The sequence below is a fragment of the Streptomyces sp. NPDC058373 genome (assembly GCF_042723275.1).
Classification (GTDB): Bacteria; Actinomycetota; Actinomycetes; order Streptomycetales; family Streptomycetaceae; genus Streptomyces.
The window spans coordinates 59,499-84,395 of record NZ_JBHXJE010000028.1 but is presented as its reverse complement, the minus strand read 5'-3'; the positions used below and the strand labels follow the sequence as shown (position 1 = coordinate 84,395).

Sequence of the window (24,897 nt, the reverse complement as noted above, 5' to 3'; positions counted from 1 at the left end):
GGCCGACACCCCAGCCCGGCCGGCGTTTGAGGCCCTCTTGTACCGGCGGGCGGAATCCGGGGCGGCGGCCTCGCTCTCAGCCCGGCCGGCGCTTGAGGCCATCCTTGACCGGCGGCCGGGAGCCGGACCGCACCCCACGTATCAAGCCCGGCCGGCGCTTGAGGCCACCCCGCCCAGCGCGCAAGGGGCGCGACTTTTTACCGGCACGTAACTTCCCCCGGAGGGCTACCCCTGCGTAACTTGACGGGAGCACGACACCTAGTGATCCGGATCACAGGGCTTTCCCGACCCGAACCCCACCGAGTCGCAAGGAGTCCGTCCGATGCTGCCCTGGAAGAGATGGCTGCGCCCCCTCGCCGCCCTCACCCTCACCGCCGCCGCGGTGCTGACCCCCGCCGCCACCGCCTCCGCCGCCCCCACCGCGCAGGCCGCGGTCAGCAGCGGCTGGAACGACTACAGCTGCAAACCGTCCGCCGCCCACCCCCGGCCGGTCGTCCTGGTCCACGGCACCTTCGCCAACTCCGTCGACAACTGGCTGGTGCTGGCGCCCTACCTGGTCAACCGCGGCTACTGCGTCTTCTCCCTCGACTACGGGCAACTGCCCGGCGTGCCCTTCATCCACGGCCTCGGCCCGATCGACAAGTCGGCCGAGCAGCTCCGTGACTTCGTCGACAAGGTGCTCGCCGCCACCGGCGCCCCCGAGGCCGACCTCGTCGGCCACTCCCAGGGCGGCATGATGCCGCGCCACTACCTGGAGTTCCTCGGCGGCGCCGACAAGGTGAACGCCCTGGTCGGCATCGCCCCCGACAACCACGGCACCACCCTGCTCGGGCTGACCGAGCTCCTGCCGTACTTCCCCGGCGCCGAGCAGTTCCTCAGCGACAAGACCCCGGCGCTGGCCGACCAGATCGCCGGCTCCCCCTTCCTCGACCGGCTCAACGAGGGCGGCGACACGGTCCCCGGTGTCCAGTACACCGTCATCGCCACCCGGTACGACCAGGTCGTCACGCCCTACCGCAGCCAGTACCTGGACGGCCCGAACGTCCGCAACGTCCTCGTCCAGGACCTGTGCCCGGTCAACATCTCCGAGCACGTCGCCATCGGCACCATCGACCGGATAGCCTTCCACGAGGTGGCCAACGCCCTCGACCCGGCCAACGCCACCCCCACCACCTGCGGCTCCGTCATCAACTGACCCGCACCCCGCGCACCCCGAAGGGCCGCCACCGCTCCCCGGCCAGGGAGACGGCGACGGCCCTTCGGCCCGTCAGGGCAGAGGGGGGGAGCCCGGTGAGGTCAGTGACGGGAGCCGACCGCGCGGCGGCGGGCGGAGGCGAAGAGGAAGGCGGCACCGAGCGCGAGCGCGCCCGCCCCGCCGATCGCCACGTAGGGAGTGGCGCTGTCGCCGCCGGTCTCGGCGAGGTTCTCGCCGCCCGCGGGCTTCTCCTCGACGGCGGCGCCGGCCGCGCCCTTCACCTCGGGGGCGTTGCCCTCACCGGCGGTCTCGTGCCCCTCGTGGCCTTCTCCGCGCTCGGCGTCGGCCGCCTTCTCCTCGGCGGTGTCCCCGCCGTGGCCCTCGTGGGAGACGGTGGACTTCTCCGCGCCCGCCTCGATCTGCTCCTCGGACGGAGCCTCCGCGGCCGGGGCGCCCGCCTGCTCGCCGGAGGGCGCCCCGCCGCCCGAGCCCCCGCCGAAGACCACGTCCGAGCAGGTGTAGAAGGCCTCGGGGCTGTCGGAGCGCTGCCACACGCTGTAGACGAGGTGGCGGCCGGACCGCTCGGGGACGGTGCCCTCGAAGACGTACTCGCCGCCGGTCGCCTGCGGCTGCTCGGCGGTGGCGAACGGCTTCTCCTCCAGGTCCGACCAGGCGAGCGGCTTCGTCGGGTCGTACCCCTCCTTCGTCAGGTACAGCTCGATGGTGCCCGCGTGCGGGGCCGTCGCCCGGTAGTGGAAGGTGTGCTTGCCCGCGCTCAGCGGCGAGGAGGGCCAGTCGGCGCGCGGCAGGTCCAGCCCCTGGTACTTCTCGCGGCCCGCGCTGCACAGCTTGCCGTCCGGGACGACCTCGCGGTGGCGGCCGGCCACGTCCGGGAGGTTGACCTCGTTCCAGTCGTAGAACGCCTGCGAACCGCCGGCCGCGACGGCGGCCTTGCAGGCGTCCGACGACGGGCTCTCCGGGCCCTCCGCGTAGCAGGCCGAGATCCGGCTGACCGGGTCGGTCATCGTGCCGTGCGCAGCGGCCGGGGAGGTACCGAGCGCGGTCAGCGCCAGCGGGACGGCGAGCAGGGCGGCGGTCCTGGCGGCGGTGCGGCGAACGGTCATGGGCGGGCTCCTAGCGGGTCGTCGATCGGGTGCGGCGCGGATCCGAGGACCGCGGCCGCCACCGAAAACTAGCCTCCCGGCCAGCCCGTTCCGCCCGGGAATCCGTGCTGGGGGCGATCTTTAGGGTGCCCTTAAGACCGCGCTAAGCGACCCATCGGACGCGGCCGCCCAAGCGCTCCCCGGACGGCCTCAACGAGCCGTCAGCTCCTCCAGCCGCCCCGCCCGCGCCCGCTCCTCCAGCGCGTCCAGCGCCGCCGACGCCGCCGCGGCCGCCGCCGGGTCGGTCCGCTCCAGGCCGCTCGCGGCGAACTCGTCCTCGTCCAGCCGCAGCACCTCGCTGCCATCGGCCGAGACCCACAGGTCCAGGTCGAGGTCGTCCACCACCAGCACGCCGTCCGCCACCTGCGCCGGGCGGGTCACGTCGCAGTACCAGCCCTTCAGCACGCCCGCGCCGTCCCGTACCTCCTTCACCGCGAACCAGCGGCCGCGCCAGAAGTGCTCGGTGAAGACGTCGCCCGGCTCGAACCGGACGAACCCGAAGTCGCGGACCCCCTCGCCGGCCCACGGCGCCCGCACGGTGACCCGCTCCCCGTCGTCGGCCAGCAGCCGCGCCGGGTACGTGATCTTCGTACGCCCGTGCTTGACCAGCCGTACGGCCACCTCGCCGATGCCCGGCGCCTCAGCCCAGTTCGCGGACATGCCGCACCTCCGTCGCACAGACCTCGTAGCCGAACTTCGCGTTCACCGCGAGCATCGGGGCGTTCTCCGCGTCGTTCCCCGTGAACGCCTCGCGCAGCCCCGCCGCCCGGGCCCGGTGCAGCGTGGCGGTCTTCACCAGGCGCGCCAGACCCTTTCCCCGGTGCTCCCGCAGGACGCCGGTCATCGCCGACGACATCCGGCTCACCCCGTCGGTCACCACCGCGCTGAACGCCACCGGCCGCCCGTCCACCACGGCGAAGGTGGCCAGTTCACGGGAGTTGCAGGGATGGCTCCAGGTCGTCCCCAGCCAGTGCGCGTAGTCGTCCAGTTCGGCGCCGACGTCGCTCGGCTCGTCGCGGGTCACCGCCGCGTCCAGCTCGAAGACCGCCCGCGGATCGTCCGCGAACGCCGTGCCCGGCACCAGCCCCACCCCCGCCGGGGGCTCCTGGAGCGGCGGCAGCGGCGCCGTCAGGTCCAGCCGCAGGAAGTGCGCCGAGCGGCGCGCCGCGTAGCCGTGGCGCGCGGCGAAGGGGAGGCCCGACCCGTCGTCCAGCACCCAGGAGTAGACGTGCCGCGCCCCCAGCTCCCGCAGGTACGCCTCGGCCGCGCCCAGCAGCGCCGCACCGGTGCCCCGGCCGCGGCGGTCCGGGCGGACGTAGAGGTTGGCGTAGGCGTTGCCCGGGGTCGGGCTCTCGTGGGCCAGCCCCACCTGGCAGCGGGCGACGACCTCCCCGTCCTCCTCGGCCACCAGCAGCCGGTGGCGGGCCGCCTCGGCGGCGTGCGCCGTCTCCCACACCTGCGCCTCGGCGGTGGTGAGCAGCGGCGGAACGGCCTCCCGCAGGACACGGACGACATCCTCGGCGTCGCCGGGCCGGAAATCTCTCACGGTCACAGTCACCTGCGCGACGCTAAGTGATCCCACCTTTGAAGTCGCGTCAATTTCCGTACGCCGGGAGCCCCCCGCACGCCCCTGCCGCTCCGCACCGCTCCGGCCCGAGCGTGCCCGCACCGGCCCGGTTCCGCCCGCCCGCGCCGTCCGCCCGGACGCCGCCGGTACGGGACAATCGCCGCGTGACAGCCGACGACATCAGCATCGAGATCGACCCCAGCGACCCCACCGCCCCCTACGAGCAGGTACGGGCCCGCCTTTCCGAACTGGCCCGCTCCGGCGCCCTGCCCGTCGGGCACCGGCTGCCGACCGTGCGCGGCCTCGCCGAACGCCTCGGGATCGCCGCCAACACCGCCGCCAAGGCGTACCGGGCGCTGGAGGCCGACGGGGTGATCGAGACCCGCGGCCGCAACGGCACCTTCGTGGCCGCCGCCGGGGAGGCCGCCGACAAGGAGGCCGCCGCGGCCGCCGCCGCCTACGCGCAGCGGGCGCGGCGGCTCGGGCTGGACGCCGAGACCGCCCGCACCACCGTCGAGGAGGCGCTGCGGGCGGCCTACCGCAGCCGCTGACGCGCCGGGGCGCCCACCACCCGACGGCCCGTCAGCACGGGTGGTACGTCAGGACCGGGCGCCCCGGCCTCACAAGTACAGCCCCGAGTCGGCCGCCGCACGCTGGTCGGGCAGGTCGGTGGGAGTGTTGCCGCGCCGCAGCGCGAACAGCTCCGCGAGGGTCGCCCCCTCCCGGCCGACGCCCTCGGAGGTGCCGAGCCAGGAGACCGCCTCGTCCCGGGTCAGCGCGCCGACCTCGATCCGGGCCAGGCACCGGCCGGGCCGCACCACGGCGGGGTGCAGCCGCTCCAGCGGCTCGTTGGTGGTGACGCCGACCAGGACGTTGCGGCCCTGGCCCAGCAGGCCGTCGGTGAGGTTGAGCAGCCGCGACAGGGCCTGGCCCGTCGAGCTCTTCGCCTCGCCGCGGATCAGCTCGTCGCAGTCCTCCAGGAGCAGCAGGCGCCACCGGGCCTCGCCCTCGTCGCCGTCCTCGCCGATGGCGATGTCCATCAGGTAGCCGACGTCGGTGAAGAGCCGCTCCGGGTCGAGGACGCAGTCGACCTGGCACCAGTCGCGCCAGGACCGGGCCAGGGTGCGCAGCGCCGAGGTCTTGCCGGTGCCGGGCGGGCCGTGCAGCAGGAGCAGCCGCCCCGACACCTCGTCCGGCGTGGTCTTCATCAGCCCGTCCATCGCCTCGGCCACCGGCGCCGTGTAGTTGCCCCGGACCTCCTCCCAGGTCCCGGCGCTGATCTGCCGGGTGGTGCGGTACGGGCCGCGCCGCGGCGAGAGGTACCAGAACCCCATCGACACGTCGTCCGGCTGCGGGTCCGGCTCGTCCTCCGCGCCGTCGAGGGTCTTCCTGACCAGTTCCTCCGCCAGCTCGGGACTGGTCGCGGTGACGGTCAGCTCGCAGCCCCGGGTCCACCGGGAGACGAGCATGGTCCAGCTGTCGCCCTCGGCCAGCACCCGGCCCCGGTCGCCGTCCTTGACGGTACGGACCACGGTGGCGCCCTCGGGCAGCGCGGGGGCGCCGGGCTTCAGCTTCTCCACCGTCCCGCTGTGGGCGTACGGCTGCTCCCCGGTGGCGAACCGGGAGAGGAACAGGGCGTCCACCACGTCGGTGGTCGCGCAGTCGCCGTCGAGGTTCAGCCGGGTCTCCAGCAGCCCGGCCAGCGGGGCGGGGACCGCGTCGGCCGCGGGTGAGGTGGGGGCGGGTGTCGTCGTCTCGATCGGGATCTCCTGGTGCTCGGCCATGTCCGCCATGGTCGGCGAGCGGAGGCCCGGAGCGCACACGGTTTTCCCCGCACCCCGCCCCACCTCGGCCGCGACGGCGTGTCGGCGTGTCGTCCTCCGGCCGCTTTCCGCCCCCGCCCGGCCACTTCGCGGCGGAACCTGTGCCACCACCCCTCCGGCTGCCTACTCTGAGGGCGATGCGACACCACGGCGGGCAGCACAGGCCGGCCGGCCGGGTGCGCCCCGCCCTCCTCGTCGCCGTGGCCGCCCTCGCCCTCGCGCTCCTCGCCGCCCTGCTCGCCGCCCGCTCCGGCGGACAGCCCGCTCCCCTGGCCCCGCCCGCCGAGGTCGGCTGGGGCTTCACCCACACGCAGTACAGCGCCGACGCGGGCGAGGACCGGGCGGTCCGCCGGGCCCGCGAGACCCTGAAGGGGACGGGCCTGCCGCAGGTCCAGCACCTGATGGGATGGGGCGCCGCCAACCCCGAACCCCGGCCCGGGCAGTACGACTTCGCCGCCATGGACCGCCGGATCGCCCTCGCCGCCGAGACCGGCGCCACCCCCGCCGTCACCCTGTGCTGCGCGCCCGACTGGATGAAGGGCGGCGACCAGGAGTCCGGACGCACCGACTGGAGCGCCGCGTCCCTGGAGCGCGCCCCCGCCCCGGAGCACTACGCCGACTTCGCCCGGCTCGCCGCGACCACCGCCCGCCGCTACCCGCAGGTCCGCCACTTCATCGTCTGGAACGAGTTCAAGGGCTTCTGGAACGAGGCCGAGGGCCGCTGGGACCACGAGGGCTACACGGAGCTGTACAACCAGGTCCGCCGCGCCCTCAAGGAGGTCGACCCCGCCCTCCGCGTCGGCGGCCCCTACCTCGTCATGGACAGCTTCGCCCCCGGCCGCACCGACGGCGCCTCCCGCGAGGTGCGCGGCGCCTGGGGCGCGCTGGACCGGCGGACCGTCGACGCCTTCCGCCACTGGAAGTATCCAGTCGGGCAGCGTCTTGAACAGGTAGGGCAGGTTCTCCGCCTCGTTCATGGCCGGAATGACCACGCTCACCGGCGGGGTGATCGCGAGATGCGAGGAGATACGGCGATAGGCGCCCGGAACGCGGGCGGTGGCGCTGTGCTCTGTGGAACCGTTGGGCGACGGTACGGTCAGCGGATTCCGGCCAGGTACTGCCGGCTGAAGAAAAGTCACGGGTCCGTTCCCTCTCGTCCGGCGGGCCGCCCGGCCGGGCGGCCCGGCACTGTGTCCGGTGCGAAAGGGGGCGTGGCCCACGCCGCCGTGCCCGTGGCGGACCGCGGACATCGTGCGTGAGCTGGTGATTCCGGCCGCGCGGCCCGCGACCGCCCCGTTCTCGGGACCGGCCGCGGCACCCCCCTGCCGCGCTCCGCCCCGATCCTCCACGACCGTGGGCCCTCCCCAGGAGCCCTGCGGCCGCCGACCGGCGCGGTGGTGCTTTCTGTCGGTGTCGACCTGTGCGTGAACGTGGGCGTGAACGTGTCGGTGCTCGCGCTACTTTATGGCAGGAACGGGACGCTATTCGGCTTTTCGGTATCCAGTCGGATGATTCGGTGGGAATGACGCGTTCTCTTCGCGGGTGGGCCTCCGGGATTGCGGCGGAATGAATTCCTCATCCGCCGTTACGGAGTTGGCCCATCCGTTTCAGCAGGGTGTCGGCGGGCCGGAAGAGCTCCGGCCGCCCCTGCACCGTGTTGCGCAGCGCGCGGACCGGTGCCCGCCGCATCCGGTGCCCCAGCGCCACCGGGTGCCGCCGCGTCATCCACGCCTCGGCCACGGCAAGTTCCGGTGTCTTCAGGGAGTCCTTGTACTCCTTGCGCCCCCGCCCGAGGTCGAGCAGGGCCATCCCGTCCTCCGCCGCGCCCCGGGCCATCCCCAGGTGCAGCACGAGCCCGGGGGAGTACTTGGCGTACGCCGGGTCGTACCCGGGAACCAGCAGGCCGGCACCGCCGGCGAGCGCAGCCCGAAGCGGGCGGCGACCGGCCGCTCGCCCGCGTACAGCACGGAGAGCAGGCCGCGCACCGGTCCCGGCCCGGTGTGGAAGAGGTGCTCCACCAGGCGGGTGATCCACGGCTTGGCGAAGCGGTCGCCGCGTCCGGTGCGCCGGTACTGCGCCGACTTCCACTCCATCAGCCTGCGCAGTACCTCCGGGTCGCGCTCGTCGTGGACGTACCGCAGCGGGCCGTGGTCCCGTTCGAGGCGGCGCTCCTTGGCCAGGGTGGTGCGGGTGAACTTCGATGAGCGCTATCCCGCAGACCGGCCAGGTAGTGGTCGTAACCCTCCGCCACGTCCATCACCGGCGAGCCGAAGCGGGCGGCGGCCCACCCCTCGAAGAGCGGCTGGCCGGCCGCGAGATGGTCGAACTCCCAGAGGGCGAGGCCCGAGGCGCGCAGCAGCTCGGCGGCATCGCCCGCGAACCGCGGCCCGTGGGCCAGCCCCTGGCAGTCGGAGAGGCCGAGGCCGACGGCGCGGCCGACCCCGGCGGGGGTGCGCTGGTGCGGGAAGAAGGCGGTCGGGACGCCGTCCTCGCGGACCACGGAGATCCGCACGTCCCTGCGGCAGGCGCCCACGGCGAGAGTGAACTCCGGCGCCAGGAAAGGGTTGTGGAGCCGCGGGGCCTCGGCGGCCGGGGTGGCGGTCTGGAGCGCGGACCAGGCGGCCCGGTCGGCCGCGGTCAGCTCGCCCGGGCGGTGCACGGTGATGTCCACCTCAGCCGCCCCGCTCTCGCGGGGCGCCGCGCCGGACCAGCCGCCCGGCGAGCGCGCAGCCCAGGACGAGGCAGCCGGTGGCGCCCACCGCGGCGTGGGCGGCTTTGCCCCCCAGCGCGCCGAATGCCGGACTTCAATGTGGCGCAGTGCCGCCGAGCCGTCAAGATGCGGAGAGAGTGTGCAGATGCTTCACCGCGCCAGGGGCGCCGAAGGGCACGCGTTCACGAACGAGTGATCTGTGTAAGGGGAATGACCAGCCGTCACTTCGCGATCACGCCTATTGCTTTCGCAAAGAGCGCAGCGCAGGCGTATCTCTCCGCGCGTAGATGTTTTGGCATGAACACTTCCGAGCCGCCTTCGGCCCGTGCTACCAAGTGCACGCCGACCCCCCGCTGATGGAGGCTTCATGAAACTGCGTAGAACCGCGACATACGTGACCTCGCTCCTCGCCGCCGCGGCCCTCGCCCTCACCGGGGCAGGCGCCGCGACCGCCGCCGACACCCAGGCCGCGGGCGGCTACGTGGCTCTCGGCGACTCCTACTCCTCCGGAGTCGGCGCCGGCGACTACGACAGCGGCAGCGGCGACTGCCGGCGCACCCCCAAGGCCTACCCCGCGCTCTGGGCCGCCGCCAACTCGCCCGCCAGCTTCGACTTCGTAGCCTGTTCCGGCGCCAAGACCGGCGACGTCCTGGCCAACCAGCTCGCTCCGCTGAACGCCTCCACCAGCCTCGTCTCCCTCACCATCGGCGGCAACGACGCCGGGTTCGCCGACGTCATGACCACCTGCGTCCTCCAGTCCGAGGCGACCTGCGTCAACCGCGTCAACGAGGCCAAAGCCTTCGTCGAGAGCACGCTGCCCGGCCAGCTCGACTCGGTCTACTCGCAGGTCCGCTCGAAGGCCCCCTCGGCCAACGTCGTCGTCCTCGGCTACCCGCGCTTCTACCAGCTCAACGGCACCTGCGTCGCCGGGCTGACCGAGGGTGAGCGCAGCGCCATCAACGGCGCCGCCGACCTCCTCAACTCCGTCATCTCCAAGCGTGCCGCCGACCACGGCTACGCCTACGGGGACATCGCCGCGGCCTTCACCGGCCACGAGATCTGCTCCGGCGACTCCTGGCTGCACAGCGTCAAGTGGACCGGCATCAACGACTCCTACCACCCCACCGCCGCCGGCCAGTCCGGCGGCTACCTGCCGGTGCTGAGCTCCAGGGCCTGACCCGCCACCGGTAACCGGCACCCACCCCCGCGCGGGCCCGCAGGGCCGGGCCCGCGCACCGGCCCCCGCGTCCGCCGAGGCCGCGCCGGAGGAGGTCCCGTTCCCACGGGACCTCCTTCCTGCCGTCCGCCCCACCCCCGCGGGCCGTTGCCCACGCCTTTTCCGCCCGGCCTCCCTTCTGGCCGCCCCCTCGGGGCTCAGGGGCCCAGCAGATACCCCATCCCCGCCACCACCAGCACCACCAGGGCCAGCAGCGCCACCACCGGCACCTTCCGCCCGCCCGGCTCCCCGGCCCCGCCGGACCGGGGAGCCCGCCCGGGGCCGGGCCTCTCGGACGCCCCGGGACCGCCCCCGTGCTGACGCCCCGCCGACTCCGCCTCCTCGCCGCCCGCGCCGACCCGCCGGACCCCCCGCGCCCCCGGCACCCCGGCGCCCGCATCGCCCCGCGTACGCGCCCCGCCCGCCACCCGGTGCAACAGCCGCTCGGCCTCCGCCGGGCCGAGCCGGTCGTCCGGGTGCTTGCGCAGCAGCCCCTCGATCACCGGCCGCAGCGGCCCCGCCCGGCCCGGCGCCGGAAGCGCGTCGTCCACCGCCGCGCCGAGGGTCGCCAGCGCCGTCTCCCGGCGGAACGGGGTGCGCCCCTCCACCGCGGCGAAGAGCAGCACCCCCAGCGCCCACAGGTCCGAGGCGGGCCCTGGTTCGCCCTCCAGAGCCCGCTCCGGGGCCAGGTACTCGGGCGAGCCCACCACCTCCCCGGCGTCCGTCAGTTCCTCCCCGCCCTCCACCAGCGAACTGCCGAAGTCGGTGAGGACCACCCGCCCGTCGTTGGTCAGCAGGACGTTGGCCGGTTTCACGTCGCGGTGCAGGACCCCGGCGCCGTGCGCGGCCCGCAGCGCCGAGAGCACCTCGGCACCCACCGACGCGGCCCGCTCCGGCAGCAGCGGCCCCTCCGCCTCCAGCACGTCCTGGAGGGTGAGGCCGGGGACCAGCTCCATCACGATCCACGGCCGCCCGTCCTGGCGGACGACGTCGAAGACCTCGGCGACGCCCGGGTGCTCGATCCGCCCGGCGGCCCGCGCCTCCCGCTCCAGCCGCGCGTGGAGCCTGGCCACGTCCTCCTCGGGCAGGCCGAACGGCACGCTCACCTCCTTCACCGCCACCTCGCGGCGGAGCGTCTCGTCCCGCGCCCGCCACACCGCGCCCATCCCGCCCCGGCCCAGCTCCCCGAGGAGCAGGTACCGTCCGGCGAGCAGCCGCCCGCCCGCGCCCGGTGGCGCCCCCTGTCCCTGGCCGCTCGCTCTGCTCGGCCTGCCCGATGTACCCGACGTGTTCATGAAGCCTCCGTGGGGGAGCGCCATTTCTCACACAAGTACCCCGTCAGGGCGTATCCGCAGCGCCGCCGCGCCGGTGATTCGTGCACGCGCCCGCCGTCGCGCGGGTGCGCCGGAGCCCGCTCCCCGCGCCCGCACGCCGCCTCACACAGCGTCACGGCCCCCCTCCGGCGGCATGTCCCGGACAGGTGTGGGTACCCGTCAACAACCTTGCGGGCAGGGCCGATCCCGTGCCCGGGATACCGGCCTGAACCCCGGGGACGATAGGGTTGTCCTGCCCGGGGCCGGGTGCCCTCGTACGGGTGGGGAGTGACATGGAACAGATAACTGTGCGCAGCAGGCCGCGAGTGCCTGCGATCACGTGCGGGAGCAGCGCGACCAGTTCGCGCCTCGACCGCCATCTCTCGGTGCTGGGCGGCCCCGCCGTCCCGCAGCGCGAGACGGTCGAGGCGACGACACTGATGCGTGAGCTCACCTCACGCGGTGCCGCGCACGATCGCACCGGCAGGGGTGCGCGGGTCAGTCGGGTAGCACTGTTCGCACCGCTCAGGCGGCTGCGCAGGTCGCTGTTCGGCGGCCACTGACCCCGGGCCGGCCGTAACCACTCCGGCCGGCCTCCCCCTCCCCCCTGTTCCAGACACCGTCCGGTACGGGGCGCAGCACCCTGTGCCACCACTCCCCGGCACCTCGTCGCGCCCCGCCCGGCGGTTTCTTTTTTTCCGGGCCCCGCTCAGGGACTTTCCCCCGGGGGCCCGCCGCTCACCAGAGGGCGGACTGCCCCTCGGGCCCCTCCTCGCGCACCGCCAGGACCGGCCCGGGCCGGCGCGCCGCCGCCGGGACCGGCAGCACCCCCGCCGCCCGCAGCTCCGCCTCGCCGACGACCGGCCCCGCCGCCTGCGGACGCACCGCCTCCGCCTCGCTCAGCAGCGCCAGCACCGTGATCAGCTCCAGCAGCTCCCGGGTCCGCTCCTGCGGCCACTCCCGGGGCGCCACCTCCTCCAGCGTGCCCGGCGCCCCCGCCGCCGTACGACGCGCCACCCAGTCGGCCAGCACCCGCGCCCCGCCGCAGGTGAACTCCCAGGCCCCGGACGGCACCGGCGCGATCCGCCCGCCGCCCACGCGCAGACTCCCGCTCTCCCGGTCGTACGCCACCGGGTACGGCCCGTCCTCACCCGTGCCGTCCGGGACGATCGGCGCCCGGACGTACGGCCGCCGCCCGCCGGGCAGCCGGGGGCGCTCGCCGTCGAGCGGGGCCAGCAGGCGCAGCCTGTCCGCGCCCCAGGCCGCACCCGCCTCCCACTCCTCGGCCCGCCGCGGCAGCGGGACCTCGCAGCCGCCGGGCCCGGCCACGGCGGCGTACACGATCCACGCGAAGACGTCCTCGGCGGCCACGGGCACGCCCAGCTCCCCGGCCAGGAACGGGACCAGGCCGGGGGCGAGGTTGGGATCGGCGTCGGGGCCACGGTGCAGGGGGCGGACCGGGCGGGCCCTGCCGTGCGGATTGCGGCCGGTCGGCAGCAGTGCGGTGGCGAGCAGGGCGGGGCCGCCCGGCCCGGGCTCCAGCAGATAGCGGGAGGAAGGGCCCTGGGCCCGCCACAGTTCGGGGCGGGCCGCGTCGAGCAGCCGGTGGTCCGGGAGCAGCCACCGCGTGTCGAACGGCCCGTCGAGGACGCGGACCGGCTCGGGGCAGGGACCCGGGTCCCGGGCCAGCCGGGCGGCGCCGGTGGCGCGGCCCGGCAGCGCGGCGACGGAGGACCGGGTGGTGCGGGCGCGGGTCGGCTCGAAGAGCACCTCGCGCCGCTCGACGCCGGCCTCGGCCAGCGCCCGCCAACGGCGCCGCAGCGTCTCCGGCTCGGGCGCCAGCGGCCAGTCGCGGCCGAGCCGCCAGGGCGCCACCGACCAGGGCATCAACTCCGCCAGTCGCACACCCCGCCGGGCCGCTCCGCCGCCCCCTCGCTCGCTCACCCCCGCATCGTACAAACCGTCTCCCCGCCCCCGCCGCCCGTCCGGCCGGGCGGCGCTGTCAGGGGCTGGTGAGGACGACCAGGCGCTGGGTGGCGCGAGTCATCGCCACGTAGCGGTCGACGGTGCCTTCGACTCCCTCGCCGAACCGCTCCGGGTCGACGAGGACGACCAGGTCGAACTCGAGTCCCTTCGACAGTTCCGGGGTGAGCGACCGGACGCGGGAGGTCGACTGGAAGGCCGGGTCGCCGATGACGCAGGCGATGCCCTCGGCGTGCTCGGCGAGCCACGTGTCGAGGATCGTGTCGCGTTCCGCGACCGACCCGTGGTGGACGGGGACGCCGCTGCTCCGCACCGAGGTCGGCACGTTGGCGTCCGGAAGCGCGGCGCGGATGACCTGCTCCGCCTCGGCCATGACCTCTTCCGGAGTGCGGTAGTTGACGCTGAGGGAGGCCACGGTGATCCGGTCGAGCCCAGCCTGCTCCAGCCGCTCCGGCCACGACAGGGCGAAGCCGTGGCGGGCCTGGGCGCGGTCGCCGACGACGGTGAAGCTCCGGGACGGGCAGCGCGAGCGCAGCATCTGCCACTCGGCGTCGGTCAGCTCCTGCGCCTCGTCCACGATGACGTGGGCGAACGGGCCCCGCAGCGGCTCCGGGCCGGCGCCGGGCAGCGCGCTCTCGTCGATCAGGGTGTCCTGGAGGTCCTGGCCGAGCAGCATCGTCACCGCGCCCTCGCCGTCGTCGTCGGCCCGCACGATGGTGTCGATGACGGCGGCCCGCCGCTCCCGTTCGGCGGCGACGGCGGCGTCCTGCCGGAGCTTGCGCACGGAGGACCTCGGGTCGCCGAGCCGCTGCCGGGCCGCGTCCAGGAGCGGCAGGTCGGAGACGGTCCACGCGTGCGGCTCCGCGCGTTGCAGCGCGCGGATCTCCTCGCGGCTCAGGTGCGGGGCGCATCGGCGCAGGTAGGCGGGGACCGTCCACAGGTCGCCGACGAGGTCGTACGGTTCGATGATCGGCCAGGCGCGGTTGAGGGTGCCGATCAGCTCGCGGTTCTGGAGGAGCGCCCTGCGCAGCAGCGCGGGCGGGGCCTCGGTCTCGTCCTGGTCCATGAGGAGGGCGAGCAGTTCGTCGCGGATCTGGCCGCGCGCCTCGTTGTGCGGGGTGCCCGGCTCCACCGCGTCGAAGGCGGCGGCCCAGTCGGCGCCGCTCAGCCGGAGCGTCGACCAGGGGGTGACGACCGCCATGCCCTCGGTGGGCGGCTCCTCGTAGAGGGTGACGGCCGGCTCGATCGCCGCCACCATGGCGGCGGAGGCCTTCAGCCGGCCCACCTCCGGATCGGTCTCGACCCTGGCGTCGGCGCCCTCGGGGACCAGGTCGCGCAGGGTGCAGGTCCGTACGCCCTCCTCGCCGAGGCTCGGCAGCACATCGGCGACGTAGGAGAGGTAGGGCTGGTGCGGGCCGACGAAGAGCACGCCTCCGCGCCGGTGGCCGAGGCGGGGATCGGCGTAGAGGAGGTGGGCGGCGCGGTGCAGGGCGACGACGGTCTTGCCGGTGCCCGGGCCGCCGTCCACCACCAGGGTGCCACGGGAACTCGCCCGGATGACGGCGTCCTGGTCCGCCTGGATGGTGGCGAGCACGTCGCGCATCCGCTCCGAGCGGGTGCTGCCGAGGGAGGCGATGAACGCCGACTGGTCGTCCAGCGCCGCGTGCCCCTCCAGCCCTTCGGCGGTGAAGACCTCGTCCCAGTAGTCGCTGACCAGGCCGCCGCTCCAGCGGTACCTGCGGCGGCTGGCCAGCCCCATCGGGTGGGCGTGGGTCGCCGCGAAGAACGGCTCGGCGGCGGGGGAGCGCCAGTCGATCAGCAGGCGGCGCCCGTCGCCGTCGGTGAGGCCGAGGCGGCCGATGTAGACGGGCTCCGGGTCGTCCTCGCGCACGAAGTGGCCCAGGCACAGGTCGAGGCCGAAGCGGCGCAGGGTCCGCAGGCGCGCACTGAGGCGGTGGATCTCCGTGTCCCGGTCCATGGCCTCCCGGCCGGCGCCGCCGGGGGACCGGCGGGCGGCGTCGAGGCTGCCGGTCAGCTCGGCGATGGTCCGCTCCAGGCTGGCCGAGATGGCGGCGAAGTGCCGGTCGTCACCGCCGGTCAGCGCCGGGTCGGCCTTGGCGGCGAGGCGGTCGGGGAGGGCGAACGCCGTGTGGGCGGTCGAGGAGTCCGTCGCGCGACCAGGCAAAGACGTACGCACTTCGTGGATCACTCATTTCGGCAGGATCTGACATCGGCCCGTGATTCTGCCCCGAAGAGGGGGCCTTGCGGCAAGGGCCCCCGTGCGCTATACGTTGAGAGTGGCAAGGAGCGGACCCCGCTCGTTGCCTTCTTTTTTGCCCTCGCACACCACCGGTCCAGCGGACAGGCGGCCGATATTCAGCCTGGTCGGCGTTTGGGGCCATCTGTGACCGGCACGGTCAAGCGGACAGGCGGCCGATATTCAGCCTGGTCGGCGTTTGAGGCCATCAGTGACGGCACCCCCGCCGGCAGGCGCTACGCGTCCAGGGTCACCGTGAACGAGAACCGGTCCCCCCGGTAGTGGATGCGGGTCACGTCGAGGGTACGCCCCTCCTCGTCCACGGTGACCCCGGTGTAGTGCAGGATCGGGCTGAGCAGCGGGACGTCGAGCAGGCGGGCCGTCTCCGGGTCGGCGAGGCGGGCCTCGACCGTGTCGGTGATGCGGGCGATGCGCAGGCCGACGATGTCACGCAGGACCTTGGTCATCGGCCGGTTCTCCAGGTCGGCCGGGTCGATCCGGGCCGCGATCTCCGCGGGCAGGTAGTTGCGGGCGTGGTTGGTGGGCTCGCCCGTCTCCTCGTCGTGGCGCAGCCGGTGGTAGGCGGCCACCTCGGCGCGGCCCGGGAAGTGCTCGGCCAGGCCGGCGGGGACGGGGGCCGGGCCGTGGTCGAGCAGGCGGGTGCGCATGCCGGACTGCTGGGCGACGATCGCGTCCACCGAGCCGAGCAGGCGGACCGGGGCGCCCTGGCGGGCGCTGGGCTCGATGAAGGTGCCGCGCCTGCGGTGGCGGGTGATGAGCCCCTCGTCCTCCAGCTCCTTCAGCGCCTGGCGCATGGTGAGGACGCTGACGCCGTAGTGGGCGGCGAGCTGCTCCTCGGTGGGCAGCCGCAGTGGGTCGCCGGGGGAGCGGCCGAGTATGGAGGCCCGCAGGGACTGCGAGACCTGGTACCAGAGCGGCAGTTTCCGGTTCAGGACGATGGAGTCCGGTGCGAATGCGGTCACGGCTTCTCCGGGAGGACGGGACGGGCGGGCCCGGCCGCCGGTGCGGACGGCCGGGCCACGGATGGTTCAGGGGATCATCCCGCAGTTCCCCAGTGCCGCTCCAGGCCCTGCCACACCTCGTCGTAACCGCGCTGGCGGTGGGCGGCGCCGGCCGCCTGCGCGGTGGGCAGGATCGGCCAGCGCGTCTCGAACATGAAGGCCAGCCCGTCGTCCACCTTCTGCGGCGCCAGTTCGGCCGCCGACGCCTTCTCGAAGGTGTCCCGGTCCGGGCCGTGCGCGGACATCATCGGGTGCAGCGAGCCGCCGCCGGGCACGAAGCCGCCGGCGCCGCCGCGCTTGGCGTCGTACGCGCCGTCGATGAGCCCCATGTACTCGCTCATCACGTTCCGGTGGAAGTAGGGCGGGCGGAAGGTGTCCTCGCCGACCAGCCAGCGCGGCACGAACGCCACGAAGTCCACCCCGGCCAGTCCCGGCGTGTCCGAGGGGGAGGTGAGCACGGTGAAGACGGAGGGGTCCGGGTGGTCGTAGCTGATCGAGCCGATGACGTTGAACCGCCGCAGGTCGTAGACGTACGGCACGTGGTTGCCGTGCCAGGCGACGACGTCCAGGGGGGAGTGGCCGAAGGTGGCCCGCCAGAGGTTGCCGCAGTACTTGGAGACGACCTCGACGGGCTCCTCGACCTCCTCGAAGGCGGCGACCGGGGCCCGGAAGTCCCGCGCGTTGGCCAGGCCGTTGGCGCCGATCGGGCCGAGGTCGGGGAGCTGGAAGGGGCGGCCGAAGTTCTCGCAGACGTACCCGCGCGCCACCGGGCCCGCCAGCTCCACGCGGAAGCGGACGCCGCGCGGGATCAGGGCGATCTCGCCCGGGCCCGCCAGCAGGACGCCGAACTCGGTGCGCAGCCGCAGGGTGCCCTCCTGGGGGACGATCAGCAGCTCGCCGTCGGCGTCGGAGAAGACCCGCTCCATCGAGGCGTCGGCCGCGTACAGGTGGACGGCCATACCCTCCCGGCGGGCCGGGTCGCCGTTGCCGCCGAGGGTCCACAGGCCGGCCAGGAAGTCGGTGCCGGGGGCCGGGTCGGGCAGCGGGTCCCAGCGCATCCGGTTGGGGTCGGGGGCGGCGTCGGTGAACGGGCCGCCGTGCAGCGTGCCGTTGTCCACGCGGACGAAGGCGGGGTGGCCGGCGGAGGGGCGGATGCGGTAGAGCCAGGAGCGGCGGTTCTGCGCGCGGGGCTCGGTGAAGGCGGTGCCGCTCAGCTGCTCGGCGTAGAGGCCGAGGGGGGCTCGCTGGGGCGAGTTGCGGCCCTCGGGGAGGGCGCCGGGGACCGCCTCGGAGCTGTGCTCGTTGCCGAAGCCGGTCAGGTAGGCCGGGTCCGTGGCCGGTGCGTGTCGCTCAGCGCTCATCTGGTGACTCCCTCGTCCGCCGATTCCTCTGCATCACCATAGGATTGTGCGGCACCCGTGACAAGCGCCCGGTGGGGCCGGCGGGGCGTCAGCTTCCGTTTGCCGGACGCCCGGTGGGCCGGGGCGGGCGGTCAGGGCGGGTATGTGGACCGGGGGCTCTCAAGAAACCCTGGCAGCCACCCTCTGCGTCCTCCTCGGCTCCGCCGCGTACGACGGCTTCTCCGGCACCGCCGGGTGGACCGGGACCCTCCATGCCTCGCCGCTGGGCTGCACCCCGACCGCCACCCTCGGGCCGCTCGCCGTGATCGGCCTCACCGGCGCCGTGTACGCGCTCTGCGTCGCCGCCACCCGGCTGAAGGGGGCCGGGGCCGTCTTCGCGCACAGCCTGGTGCCGGTGGCGCTCGGCTACCTCGTCGCCCACCACTTCACGCTCTTCACCACCGAGGCGCCGCGCGCCGCCGCCCTCGCCGTCGCCGCGGCGCCGGGCCCGGTCCCCGAACCGCCCCTGCCTCCGGGCACCCTGGCGGCCCTCCAGGTCTGCGCCGTCGTCGGCGGCCATGTGCTCGGCGTCGTCGCCGCGCACGACCGGGCGGTCCGCCTCCAGCCGCCCGAGCGCGCCGTCACCGGCCAACTCCCGCTCCTCGCCCTCATGATCAGCTACACCCTGGGCGGGCTCGGCCTCCTCGTCGCCTGGCGCCCCGCACCATGCCGGCCCCGTCCGACGCTCGCGCGGGCGGCCGACGGGAGGGCACCATGGACCCTGTGCAGCACCTCACCTCCCTGCGCCGCGCTCCCGTCCAGCAGCGCAGCGCCGAACGGCTCGTCCGCATCCTCGACGCCTGCGCCGACCTCCTCGACGAGGTCGGCTACGAACAACTCACCACCCGCGCCGTCGCCGACCGCGCCCAGGTGCCCATCGGCTCCGTCTACCGGTTCTTCGACAACAAGCGCGCCATGGCCGACGCCCTCGCCCACCGCAACCTCGACCGGTACGCCGACCGCATCACCCGCCGCGTCGCCCAGGTCGACGGCGACGACTGGCGCGGTGCCGTCGACGCCTGCATGGACGAGTACCTGACGATGAAGCGCACCGTCCCCGGCTTCACCCTCATCGACTTCGGCGTCCCCGCCCCGCCCACCCCCGACGAACCCCACGCCAACCACCAGGTCGCCGACCGCGTCGCGGCCCTCCTCGCCGCCCACCTCGGGCGGCCGCTGGACGAGGCCCTGCGCCGCGCCGTCCTGGTCGGCGTCGAGGCCACCGATTCCCTGCTCCACCTGGCCTTCCGCGCCGACCCGGCGGGCGACGAGGCGCTCGTCAGGGAGACCCGCACCCTGCTGCACGCCTACTTCGCCCACACCTTCGACCGGCCGCCCGAGGGACAGAACGGCTGAACCGTGACCCTGGTGCGGGCCGAGCGCGGGGCGTTAGGTTGGCCGCCGCCCACCCTCGCCCAGCAGCCGGGAGAACTCGACGTGGTCCGTGCCGCCTTCCTGCCCGCCACCGGCTCCGCCCTCACCACCGGTGAGATCGACCTGCCCGACCCCGGCCCCGGCCAGGTGCGGATCAGGCTCGCCGCCGCCGGGGTCTGCCACTCCGACCTGTCCCTGACCAACGGCACCATGGCCGTCCCGGTCCCGGCCGTCCTCGGTCACGAGGGCGCCGGAACCGTCGTCTCGGTCGGCGAGGGCGTCACCTCTGTCGCCCCCGGCGACGGCGTCGTCCTCAACTGGGCGCCCTCCTGCGGAGACTGCGCCGCCTGCGGCCGGGGCGAGGTGTGGCTCTGCCGCAACGCGCTGGCCGGGGCCGCCCGGGTCCACGCCCACCGGCCCGACGGCACCGTCCTGCACCCCGGGCTGAACGTCGCGGCCTTCGCCGAGGAGACCGTCGTCGAGGAGAACTGCGTGCTGCCCGTCCCCGACGGGGTGCCGCTCACCGACGCCGCCCTGCTCGGCTGCGCCGTCCTCACCGGCTACGGCGCCGTCCACCACAACGCCCGCGTCCGGCAGGGCGAGTCCGTCGTGGTCTTCGGCGTCGGGGGAGTGGGCCTCGCCGTCCTCCAGTCCGCCCGTATCGCCGGGGCCGGCGCGGTGGTCGCCGTGGACGTCTCCGAGGCCAAGCGGGACCTGGCCCACCAGGCCGGCGCCACCGAGTTCGTCCTCGCCTCCGACGCCACGGCCAAGGAGGTCCGCGCCCTGACCGGCGGCGAGGGCGCCGACGTGGCGATCGAGTGCGTGGGGCGGGCGGCCGCCATCAGGACTGCCTGGGAGTCGACCCGGCGCGGCGGCCGCACGACCGTCGTCGGCATCGGCGGCACCGACCAGCAGGTCACCTTCAACGCCCTGGAACTCTTCCACTGGGGCCGCACCCTCTCCGGCTGCGTCTACGGCAACTCCGACCCCGCCCGCGACCTGCCGGTGCTGGCCGAGCACATCCGCGCCGGTCGGCTCGACCTCGCCTCGATGGTCACCGACCGGATCGGGCTCGACGGCATCCCCGACGCCTTCGAGAGGATGATCACCGGACGCGGCGGCCGGGCCCTGGTGGAGTTCTAGGGGTTTGTCCGACACCCCCGAGGAGGTGCGGGGGCGCCGGGCCGGGGGTGGGAGCGGCCCGGTGCTTCCGCGGGCGCTCCGGGAGGCGCTTCGGTCACAGCCGTAGGCAGCGGCGCCCTGTCCGCCCCCGGCCCGCCCCTCTCAGGCCCGGCTCAGTCCTCGGTCTCCTCGCGCAGGATCCTGGCGTCGGTGCCCGCCACGTCGAGCGTCGTCTCGCGGAACGTACCGTCGGCGGCGACGCTCACCTCCCACACCGGCGAGCCGTCGTCCTCCTCCAGTTCGGCGTGCATCACCGTCCCCTTGACGCGGTCCGTGGCCGCTTTCACCGCGTCCGTCACGTCGGTCTTGGTCGTCTTCAGCAGCGCCGCCCGGTCCGCCCGGTCGTCGTCGTCGTTGTCCGGGCGGGAGCGGGACTCCGTCGCCTCGCCGGACTCCACGTCGACGTTCACCCGGTGCGCCGTGCCGTTCTCCTCGGCCAGCGTGAACTCCCAGCGGGGCTTGCTGTCGACGACCCGGTCCAGCTCCACCTCCACGACCCGCGTCCGCGGCTTCTTCTCGGTGGCCGCCTTGGTCGCGTCGGCCAGGGACACCTTCGTCTCGTCCAGCATCTCCTTGCGCTCGCGCGCGTCGCCGCCCAGCGGGCCGTCGCTGAGGCTGGGCGAGGGGGACGGCTGGCCCGCCACGGCCGACGCGCTCGCGTTGCTCGCCGGCGCGGCGCCGGAGTTCGAGCCGCCGCAGCCGGTGAGAAGGAGAGAGCCGGTGGCCACGGCGGCCAGCGCGGTCATGGCCGAGGAGGGGCGGGGTCGGGTGCTACGGGTCATCTCGTGCGTCCCTGTTCTGGTCGAGTTCGGTCGGGCCTGCCGGCCCGCCCTCACCCATACGAACCCAGGACGGTGGGGCTGTCCTGGCCGAAAGGCCCGGGCGCCCGCCGTTCAGGGGAAGCACGGGCCCGAACCGACAGGAAGGAGGGGTGGATCTCGCGGTTGACCGCGGTTGCCCCCAGGGAGCGGAGTGGGCCAGGGTGGTGACGCCCGCCGGGCCGGCGCCGAGGGCACGCTAAGCGCTTGCTCAGCGGCAGGGGTATGGTGTGGCTCCGGTACGGAGGGAAGGGCTGGGCATGAGCGCGGTGGAGCGGAGCCCCCAGGGGCCGGACGAGGTGGCCCCGGACGAGGGCGGACAGGGCGCGGGGGCCGGTGAGCCGGACGACGCGGCCTGGGCGGAGGTGACCCCGGACGCGGCGCGCAGGCTGCTGGTCGCCGCCGTCGACGCCTTCGCCGAGCGCGGCTACCACGCGACGACCACCCGGGACATCGCCGGGCGGGCCGGGATGAGCCCCGCCGCGCTCTACATCCACTACAAGACCAAGGAAGAGCTGCTCCACCGCATCAGCCGCATCGGCCACGACCGGGCGCTGAAGATCATGCGGGACGCGGCCGACAGCGAGGGCACGGCGGCCGAACGCCTGGACCGTGCCGTCCGCTCCTTCGTGGGCTGGCACGCGCTGCGCCACACCACGGCCCGCGTCGTCCAGTACGAACTGGACGCGCTCGGGCCCGAGCACCGCGCCGAGATCATCGAACTGCGCCGGGGCACCGACGCGGCGGTCCGCGAGATGATCTCCGACGGCGTCCGGGACGGCGAGTTCGAGGTCCCCGACATCCCCGGCACCACCCTCGCGGTGATCTCCCTCTGCATCGACGTGGCCCGCTGGTTCAAGGTCGGCGGCACCCGCACCCCCGAGGAGATCGGCGCCCTCTACGCGGACCTGGTCCTGCGCATGGTCGGCGCCCGCGCGGCCTGAACAGCCGTACGGCCCGGGGCGTGCGGGACGCCCCGGGCCGTACGCCCCGGGCCGCGCGGGGGCGGCGGACGCTCAGAGGTAGTAGCGGACGACCGCCTCGGCGACGCAGACCGGCTTGTCGCCGCCCTCGCGCTCCACGGTGAAGACGGTGGTGACCTGCACCCCGCCGGTGACCTCGCCCACCTCGGTGACCTGCGCGGTGGCGCGCAGCCGCGAGCCGACCGGGACGGGGGCGGGGAAGCGGACCTTGTTCACGCCGTAGTTGACGCCCATCCGTACGCCCTCGACGGAGATCAGCTGCGGGCCGAAGACGGGCAGCAGCGAGAGCGTCAGGTACCCGTGCGCGATGGTGGTGCCGAACGGGCCCTCCTTCGCCTGCTCGGGGTCGACGTGAATCCACTGGTGGTCGCCGGTCGCCTCGGCGAACTGGTCGATCCGCTTCTGCTCGATCTCCAGCCAGTCGGTGTGCCCCAGCTGCTCACCGACGGCCGCGCGCAGCTCGTCGACCGATGCGAAGATCCTCGGTTCTGCCATGTCCCGACCTCTCTCATCAACATGTCTAAGCGCTTGCTCAGCATGTCCCGGCGGCCTCCGGCTGTCAATGAATCCCCGCACCGGCCTCCCGGCCGCGAGCCGCCTGGGCCCGCCCGTAGGCCCTCCGTCCGCCTCCGCCGCGTAAGGTCGGGCGAGTGCCGCAGATTCCCCAGAAGGTCCACGAGCTCACCGTCGGCCAGCTCTCCGCGCGCAGCGGGGCCGCCGTCTCCGCCCTGCACTTCTACGAGGCCAAGGGGCTCATCTCCAGCCGCCGCACCACGGGCAACCAGCGCCGATACCACCGCGACACCCTCCGCAGGGTCGCCTTCGTCCGCGCCGCCCAGCGGGTCGGCATCCCCCTCGCCACCATCCGCGAGGCCCTCGCCGAACTGCCCGAGGAGCGCACCCCGACCCACGAGGACTGGGCCCGCCTCTCGGAGGCGTGGCGTACCGAACTGGACGAGCGCATCAACCAGTTGCACCGCCTGCGGGACCACCTCACCGACTGCATCGGCTGCGGCTGCCTCTCCCTGGAGACCTGCGTCCTCTCCAACCCGGACGACACCGTCGGCGCCTCGCTGACCGGATCGCGGCTGATGGCGGGGCGCCGGAAGGAGAAGCACTGTTGCTGAGGGGCGGCCTGCCGGTGGCGGAGGGCGCGGTGGTGCGGGCCCGCTGCGCGGCCCGCGAGAAGCCCGGCGGACGGTCATGACCGCCGCGACCTACGGCGACGAACGGCTCGCCGCCAGGCTCGGCGAACTGCTCGGCCCGTACCACCCGGTGGCCGCGGCGGGCGTCGTCTCGCCTCGCGGCACGGCGGTGGCGGGCCTCGGCGCCGGACCCGACGCCGACTTCGAGGTCGGCTCGGTCTCCAAGGGCGTCACCGGTCTGCTGTACGCCGACGCGCTCGCGCGGGGCGAGATCGGGCCCGGTACGACCCTGGGCGCACTGCTGCCGCTCGGCGACGTCCCCGCGGCGCGGGTGACCCGGCGGTCGCTGAGCACGCACCGCTCCGGCCTGCCCCGGCTGCCCGCGTCCGCCCAGCCCTGGCGGCGTACCGTCGCCCTGTGGCGGCACGGCACCAACCCGTACGGCGAGGACCTCGGCCAACTCCTCGATCAGGCCCGGGGTATTCCCGTGGGCAGCCCTCGCCCGCGCTACTCCAACCTCGGGTTCGAACTGCTCGGCCACGCCCTCGCCCGTGCCGCCACGACGACCTACGCCGACCTCGTCCACCGGCGCCTCGCCGTCCCGCTGGAACTCGACCGCTTCTACGTCCCGGCGGCGACCGGCCGGCTCCGCCCCGGGGCGCTCACCGGCCGAAGCCGCCGAGGACGGCCGCGCGCACCCTGGACGGGCGAGGCGATCGGGCCCGCCGGGGGTACCAGGGCCTCCGCCACCAGCATGGCCCGCTTCACGGCGGCGCTGCTCGACGGCAGCGCTCCGGGCACCGAAGCGCTCGACCCGCTCGCGCCGTTCGGCGTGGGCGCCCGCATCGGCGCCGCGTGGAACACGGTCGAGAGCGAGGGGCGGCCCGTCACCTGGCACAACGGCGGCACCGGAGGCTTCCGGTCCTGGCTCGGGCTGGACCGGGGCACCGGCACGGGCGTCGTCATCCTCTCGGCCACCGCCGCACCGGTCGACCGCCAGGGGTTCGCCCTGCTCGCCGAGTAGGAGGGGCGCCACCCTGGCGGCCGGACCGCCGCCGAGCGCCCGGACGTCACGCCGGCCCGACGGCGCGTACCCCACACCGCGCGCCCCGAGGCGTACCCCCCTGAGGCCGCCCGTGCCGGTGGCGTCCGGCGCCCCGCTGGGTACGTAAGGGGCGAGGTGCCGATCCTGAGGGAGGGAGAGCCGTATGGGACTGGCCATCTGCTCGCTGAAGTGGGAAGCCGACCGGACAGGGAACCAGCGAATCGTCTACGACAGCGACGGTTACCACCTGGTGCGCTTTCCGTACGAGGAGAGTGAGGAGTCGTACGACCCGTGGGGCATGCACGACCCGGGGAAGAAGTATCCCGACCCGGAGTCGGGGCTGATCGTGCCGAGCCACGACGGGTGGGGGACGCTCTCTGCGCTGGTCTTCTGGGCGCCGGACAGCAGGCCGGTGGAGTACCGGGCCCGGTTCGTGCGGGACCCGCTCGGCGCTTCCACCGGGTACGACTCGACGGCGACCACCGACTCGGCGCCGACCGGCGGGAACCAGTTCCGGTCGTACACGTGGCAGATCTTCGTCCGGAAGGACACCCCGCTCGGCCTGAAGGTCACCGCCCGGGCCGCGGGTGACGTGCCGGTGCCCGCGGCGCTGACCCTGGCCGAGTTCAAACTGGCCATCCAGCCGGACGTGTCCGTGCCGGAGTGACCGTCGGCGCGGCCCCCGCCGCCCTCGGGGCGCG

General features: G+C 74.6%; 23 protein-coding genes and 2 pseudogenes. 12 read left to right on the top strand and 13 right to left on the bottom strand.

Annotation, left to right across the window (positions count from 1 at the left end; all coding sequences use genetic code 11):
* The first annotated feature begins 322 nt into the window (after positions 1 to 322).
* Positions 323 to 1,195, top strand: coding sequence for an esterase/lipase family protein (locus ACFWMZ_RS17490; RefSeq protein WP_383202447.1), 873 nt, complete (start codon positions 323 to 325; stop codon positions 1,193 to 1,195).
* Between the two features lie 101 nt (positions 1,196 to 1,296).
* Here ACFWMZ_RS17490 and ACFWMZ_RS17485 read toward each other — a convergent pair whose 3' ends face one another.
* From ACFWMZ_RS17485 to ACFWMZ_RS17475, 3 genes are all read right to left on the bottom strand, one after another.
* Entirely contained in the window at positions 1,297 to 2,319 is a 1,023-nt protein-coding gene (locus ACFWMZ_RS17485; RefSeq protein WP_383202444.1) for a lytic polysaccharide monooxygenase, read from the bottom strand.
* 189 nt (positions 2,320 to 2,508) lie between these two features.
* Positions 2,509 to 3,018 carry a DUF402 domain-containing protein gene (locus ACFWMZ_RS17480; RefSeq protein ID WP_383202441.1) on the bottom strand — a complete coding sequence of 170 codons (510 nt, stop codon included), beginning with the start codon at positions 3,016 to 3,018 and terminating at the stop codon, positions 2,509 to 2,511.
* Positions 2,999 to 3,916, bottom strand: coding sequence for a GNAT family N-acetyltransferase (locus ACFWMZ_RS17475; protein ID WP_383182678.1), 918 nt, complete (start codon positions 3,914 to 3,916; stop codon positions 2,999 to 3,001). The genes ACFWMZ_RS17480 and ACFWMZ_RS17475 overlap by 20 nt, the downstream gene beginning before the upstream one ends.
* A gap of 173 nt (positions 3,917 to 4,089) precedes the next feature.
* Between ACFWMZ_RS17475 and ACFWMZ_RS17470 the strand changes: the two genes are divergently transcribed.
* Complete coding sequence (locus ACFWMZ_RS17470) at positions 4,090 to 4,476, top strand: GntR family transcriptional regulator (protein WP_383182676.1); 387 nt, start codon at positions 4,090 to 4,092, stop codon at positions 4,474 to 4,476.
* A 69-nt stretch (positions 4,477 to 4,545) separates the two neighbouring features.
* On the opposite strand, the gene ACFWMZ_RS17465 is transcribed toward ACFWMZ_RS17470, so the two are convergent.
* A complete protein-coding gene (locus tag ACFWMZ_RS17465; RefSeq protein ID WP_383182674.1) occupies positions 4,546 to 5,718 on the bottom strand; it encodes a DUF5925 domain-containing protein in 1,173 nt (390 codons plus the stop codon).
* Positions 5,719 to 5,885: 167 nt separating this feature from the next.
* Between ACFWMZ_RS17465 and ACFWMZ_RS17460 the strand changes: the two genes are divergently transcribed.
* A complete protein-coding gene (locus tag ACFWMZ_RS17460; RefSeq protein WP_383202438.1) occupies positions 5,886 to 7,007 on the top strand; it encodes a hypothetical protein in 1,122 nt (373 codons plus the stop codon).
* Between the two features lie 316 nt (positions 7,008 to 7,323).
* Here ACFWMZ_RS17460 and ACFWMZ_RS17455 read toward each other — a convergent pair.
* Both ACFWMZ_RS17455 and ACFWMZ_RS17450 read right to left on the bottom strand, forming a co-directional pair.
* Positions 7,324 to 7,889: pseudogene (locus ACFWMZ_RS17455) on the bottom strand (GNAT family N-acetyltransferase).
* Positions 7,841 to 8,419 carry a hypothetical protein gene (locus ACFWMZ_RS17450; RefSeq protein WP_383202435.1) on the bottom strand — a complete coding sequence of 193 codons (579 nt, stop codon included), beginning with the start codon at positions 8,417 to 8,419 and terminating at the stop codon, positions 7,841 to 7,843. The pseudogene ACFWMZ_RS17455 and the gene ACFWMZ_RS17450 overlap by 49 nt, the downstream one beginning before the upstream one ends.
* A 406-nt stretch (positions 8,420 to 8,825) precedes the next feature.
* On the opposite strand from ACFWMZ_RS17450, the gene ACFWMZ_RS17445 reads away from it, so the two are divergent.
* On the top strand, positions 8,826 to 9,635 hold the full coding sequence (locus ACFWMZ_RS17445; RefSeq protein ID WP_383182662.1) for an SGNH/GDSL hydrolase family protein: 810 nt from the start codon (positions 8,826 to 8,828) through the stop codon (positions 9,633 to 9,635).
* Positions 9,636 to 9,832: 197 nt separating this feature from the next.
* Here the strand turns inward: ACFWMZ_RS17445 and ACFWMZ_RS17440 are convergent, their stop codons facing one another.
* A complete protein-coding gene (locus tag ACFWMZ_RS17440) occupies positions 9,833 to 10,969 on the bottom strand; it encodes a serine/threonine-protein kinase (protein WP_383202433.1) in 1,137 nt (378 codons plus the stop codon).
* A gap of 311 nt (positions 10,970 to 11,280) precedes the next feature.
* On the opposite strand from ACFWMZ_RS17440, the gene ACFWMZ_RS17435 reads away from it, so the two are divergent.
* Positions 11,281 to 11,550 (top strand): hypothetical protein, encoded by a 270-nt coding sequence (locus tag ACFWMZ_RS17435; RefSeq protein ID WP_383202430.1) that lies wholly within the window; start codon positions 11,281 to 11,283, stop codon positions 11,548 to 11,550.
* A gap of 175 nt (positions 11,551 to 11,725) precedes the next feature.
* On the opposite strand, the gene ACFWMZ_RS17430 is transcribed toward ACFWMZ_RS17435, so the two are convergent.
* The 4 genes from ACFWMZ_RS17430 to hmgA all read right to left on the bottom strand — a co-directional run bounded on the left by ACFWMZ_RS17430 (position 11,726) and on the right by hmgA (position 17,610).
* Positions 11,726 to 12,874 (bottom strand): type ISP restriction/modification enzyme, encoded by a 1,149-nt coding sequence (locus ACFWMZ_RS17430; protein WP_383202455.1) that lies wholly within the window; start codon positions 12,872 to 12,874, stop codon positions 11,726 to 11,728.
* A gap of 115 nt (positions 12,875 to 12,989) precedes the next feature.
* Positions 12,990 to 15,167: an RNA polymerase recycling motor ATPase HelR gene (helR, locus tag ACFWMZ_RS17425; RefSeq protein WP_383202426.1), complete on the bottom strand. Its 2,178-nt coding sequence runs from the start codon at positions 15,165 to 15,167 to the stop codon at positions 12,990 to 12,992.
* A gap of 296 nt (positions 15,168 to 15,463) precedes the next feature.
* Positions 15,464 to 16,210 carry a GntR family transcriptional regulator gene (locus ACFWMZ_RS17420; protein WP_383182654.1) on the bottom strand — a complete coding sequence of 249 codons (747 nt, stop codon included), beginning with the start codon at positions 16,208 to 16,210 and terminating at the stop codon, positions 15,464 to 15,466.
* A 74-nt stretch (positions 16,211 to 16,284) separates the two neighbouring features.
* Positions 16,285 to 17,610 (bottom strand): homogentisate 1,2-dioxygenase, encoded by a 1,326-nt coding sequence (gene hmgA, locus ACFWMZ_RS17415; protein WP_383182652.1) that lies wholly within the window; start codon positions 17,608 to 17,610, stop codon positions 16,285 to 16,287.
* 169 nt (positions 17,611 to 17,779) lie between these two features.
* On the opposite strand from hmgA, the pseudogene ACFWMZ_RS17410 reads away from it, so the two are divergent.
* From ACFWMZ_RS17410 to ACFWMZ_RS17400, 3 genes and pseudogenes are all read left to right on the top strand, one after another.
* Positions 17,780 to 18,301, top strand: a pseudogene (locus tag ACFWMZ_RS17410) (hypothetical protein); the annotation flags it as partial.
* Between the two features lie 62 nt (positions 18,302 to 18,363).
* Positions 18,364 to 19,005 carry a TetR family transcriptional regulator gene (locus ACFWMZ_RS17405; RefSeq protein ID WP_383182650.1) on the top strand — a complete coding sequence of 214 codons (642 nt, stop codon included), beginning with the start codon at positions 18,364 to 18,366 and terminating at the stop codon, positions 19,003 to 19,005.
* Positions 19,006 to 19,086: 81 nt separating this feature from the next.
* Entirely contained in the window at positions 19,087 to 20,166 is a 1,080-nt protein-coding gene (locus ACFWMZ_RS17400; protein WP_383202453.1) for a zinc-binding dehydrogenase, read from the top strand.
* Positions 20,167 to 20,318: 152 nt separating this feature from the next.
* Here the strand turns inward: ACFWMZ_RS17400 and ACFWMZ_RS17395 are convergent, their stop codons facing one another.
* The gene (locus ACFWMZ_RS17395) at positions 20,319 to 20,987 is read right to left on the bottom strand and encodes a PepSY domain-containing protein (RefSeq protein ID WP_383202423.1); all 669 of its coding nucleotides are present in this window, start codon (positions 20,985 to 20,987) and stop codon (positions 20,319 to 20,321) included.
* Between the two features lie 296 nt (positions 20,988 to 21,283).
* On the opposite strand from ACFWMZ_RS17395, the gene ACFWMZ_RS17390 reads away from it, so the two are divergent.
* Complete coding sequence (locus ACFWMZ_RS17390; protein ID WP_383202420.1) at positions 21,284 to 21,967, top strand: TetR/AcrR family transcriptional regulator; 684 nt, start codon at positions 21,284 to 21,286, stop codon at positions 21,965 to 21,967.
* A gap of 72 nt (positions 21,968 to 22,039) precedes the next feature.
* On the opposite strand, the gene ACFWMZ_RS17385 is transcribed toward ACFWMZ_RS17390, so the two are convergent.
* Positions 22,040 to 22,501 carry a MaoC family dehydratase gene (locus tag ACFWMZ_RS17385; protein WP_383182644.1) on the bottom strand — a complete coding sequence of 154 codons (462 nt, stop codon included), beginning with the start codon at positions 22,499 to 22,501 and terminating at the stop codon, positions 22,040 to 22,042.
* Between the two features lie 155 nt (positions 22,502 to 22,656).
* Here ACFWMZ_RS17385 and soxR point away from each other — a divergent pair, with 155 nt between their 5' ends.
* The 3 genes from soxR (at position 22,657) to ACFWMZ_RS17370 (ending at position 24,863) form a co-directional block, all read left to right on the top strand.
* Complete coding sequence (gene soxR, locus ACFWMZ_RS17380; RefSeq protein WP_383202417.1) at positions 22,657 to 23,133, top strand: redox-sensitive transcriptional activator SoxR; 477 nt, start codon at positions 22,657 to 22,659, stop codon at positions 23,131 to 23,133.
* A gap of 76 nt (positions 23,134 to 23,209) precedes the next feature.
* Complete coding sequence (locus ACFWMZ_RS17375) at positions 23,210 to 24,175, top strand: serine hydrolase domain-containing protein (protein ID WP_383202414.1); 966 nt, start codon at positions 23,210 to 23,212, stop codon at positions 24,173 to 24,175.
* Positions 24,176 to 24,359: 184 nt separating this feature from the next.
* Positions 24,360 to 24,863 (top strand): hypothetical protein, encoded by a 504-nt coding sequence (locus tag ACFWMZ_RS17370; protein WP_383182638.1) that lies wholly within the window; start codon positions 24,360 to 24,362, stop codon positions 24,861 to 24,863.
* Positions 24,864 to 24,897: the final 34 nt, after the last annotated feature.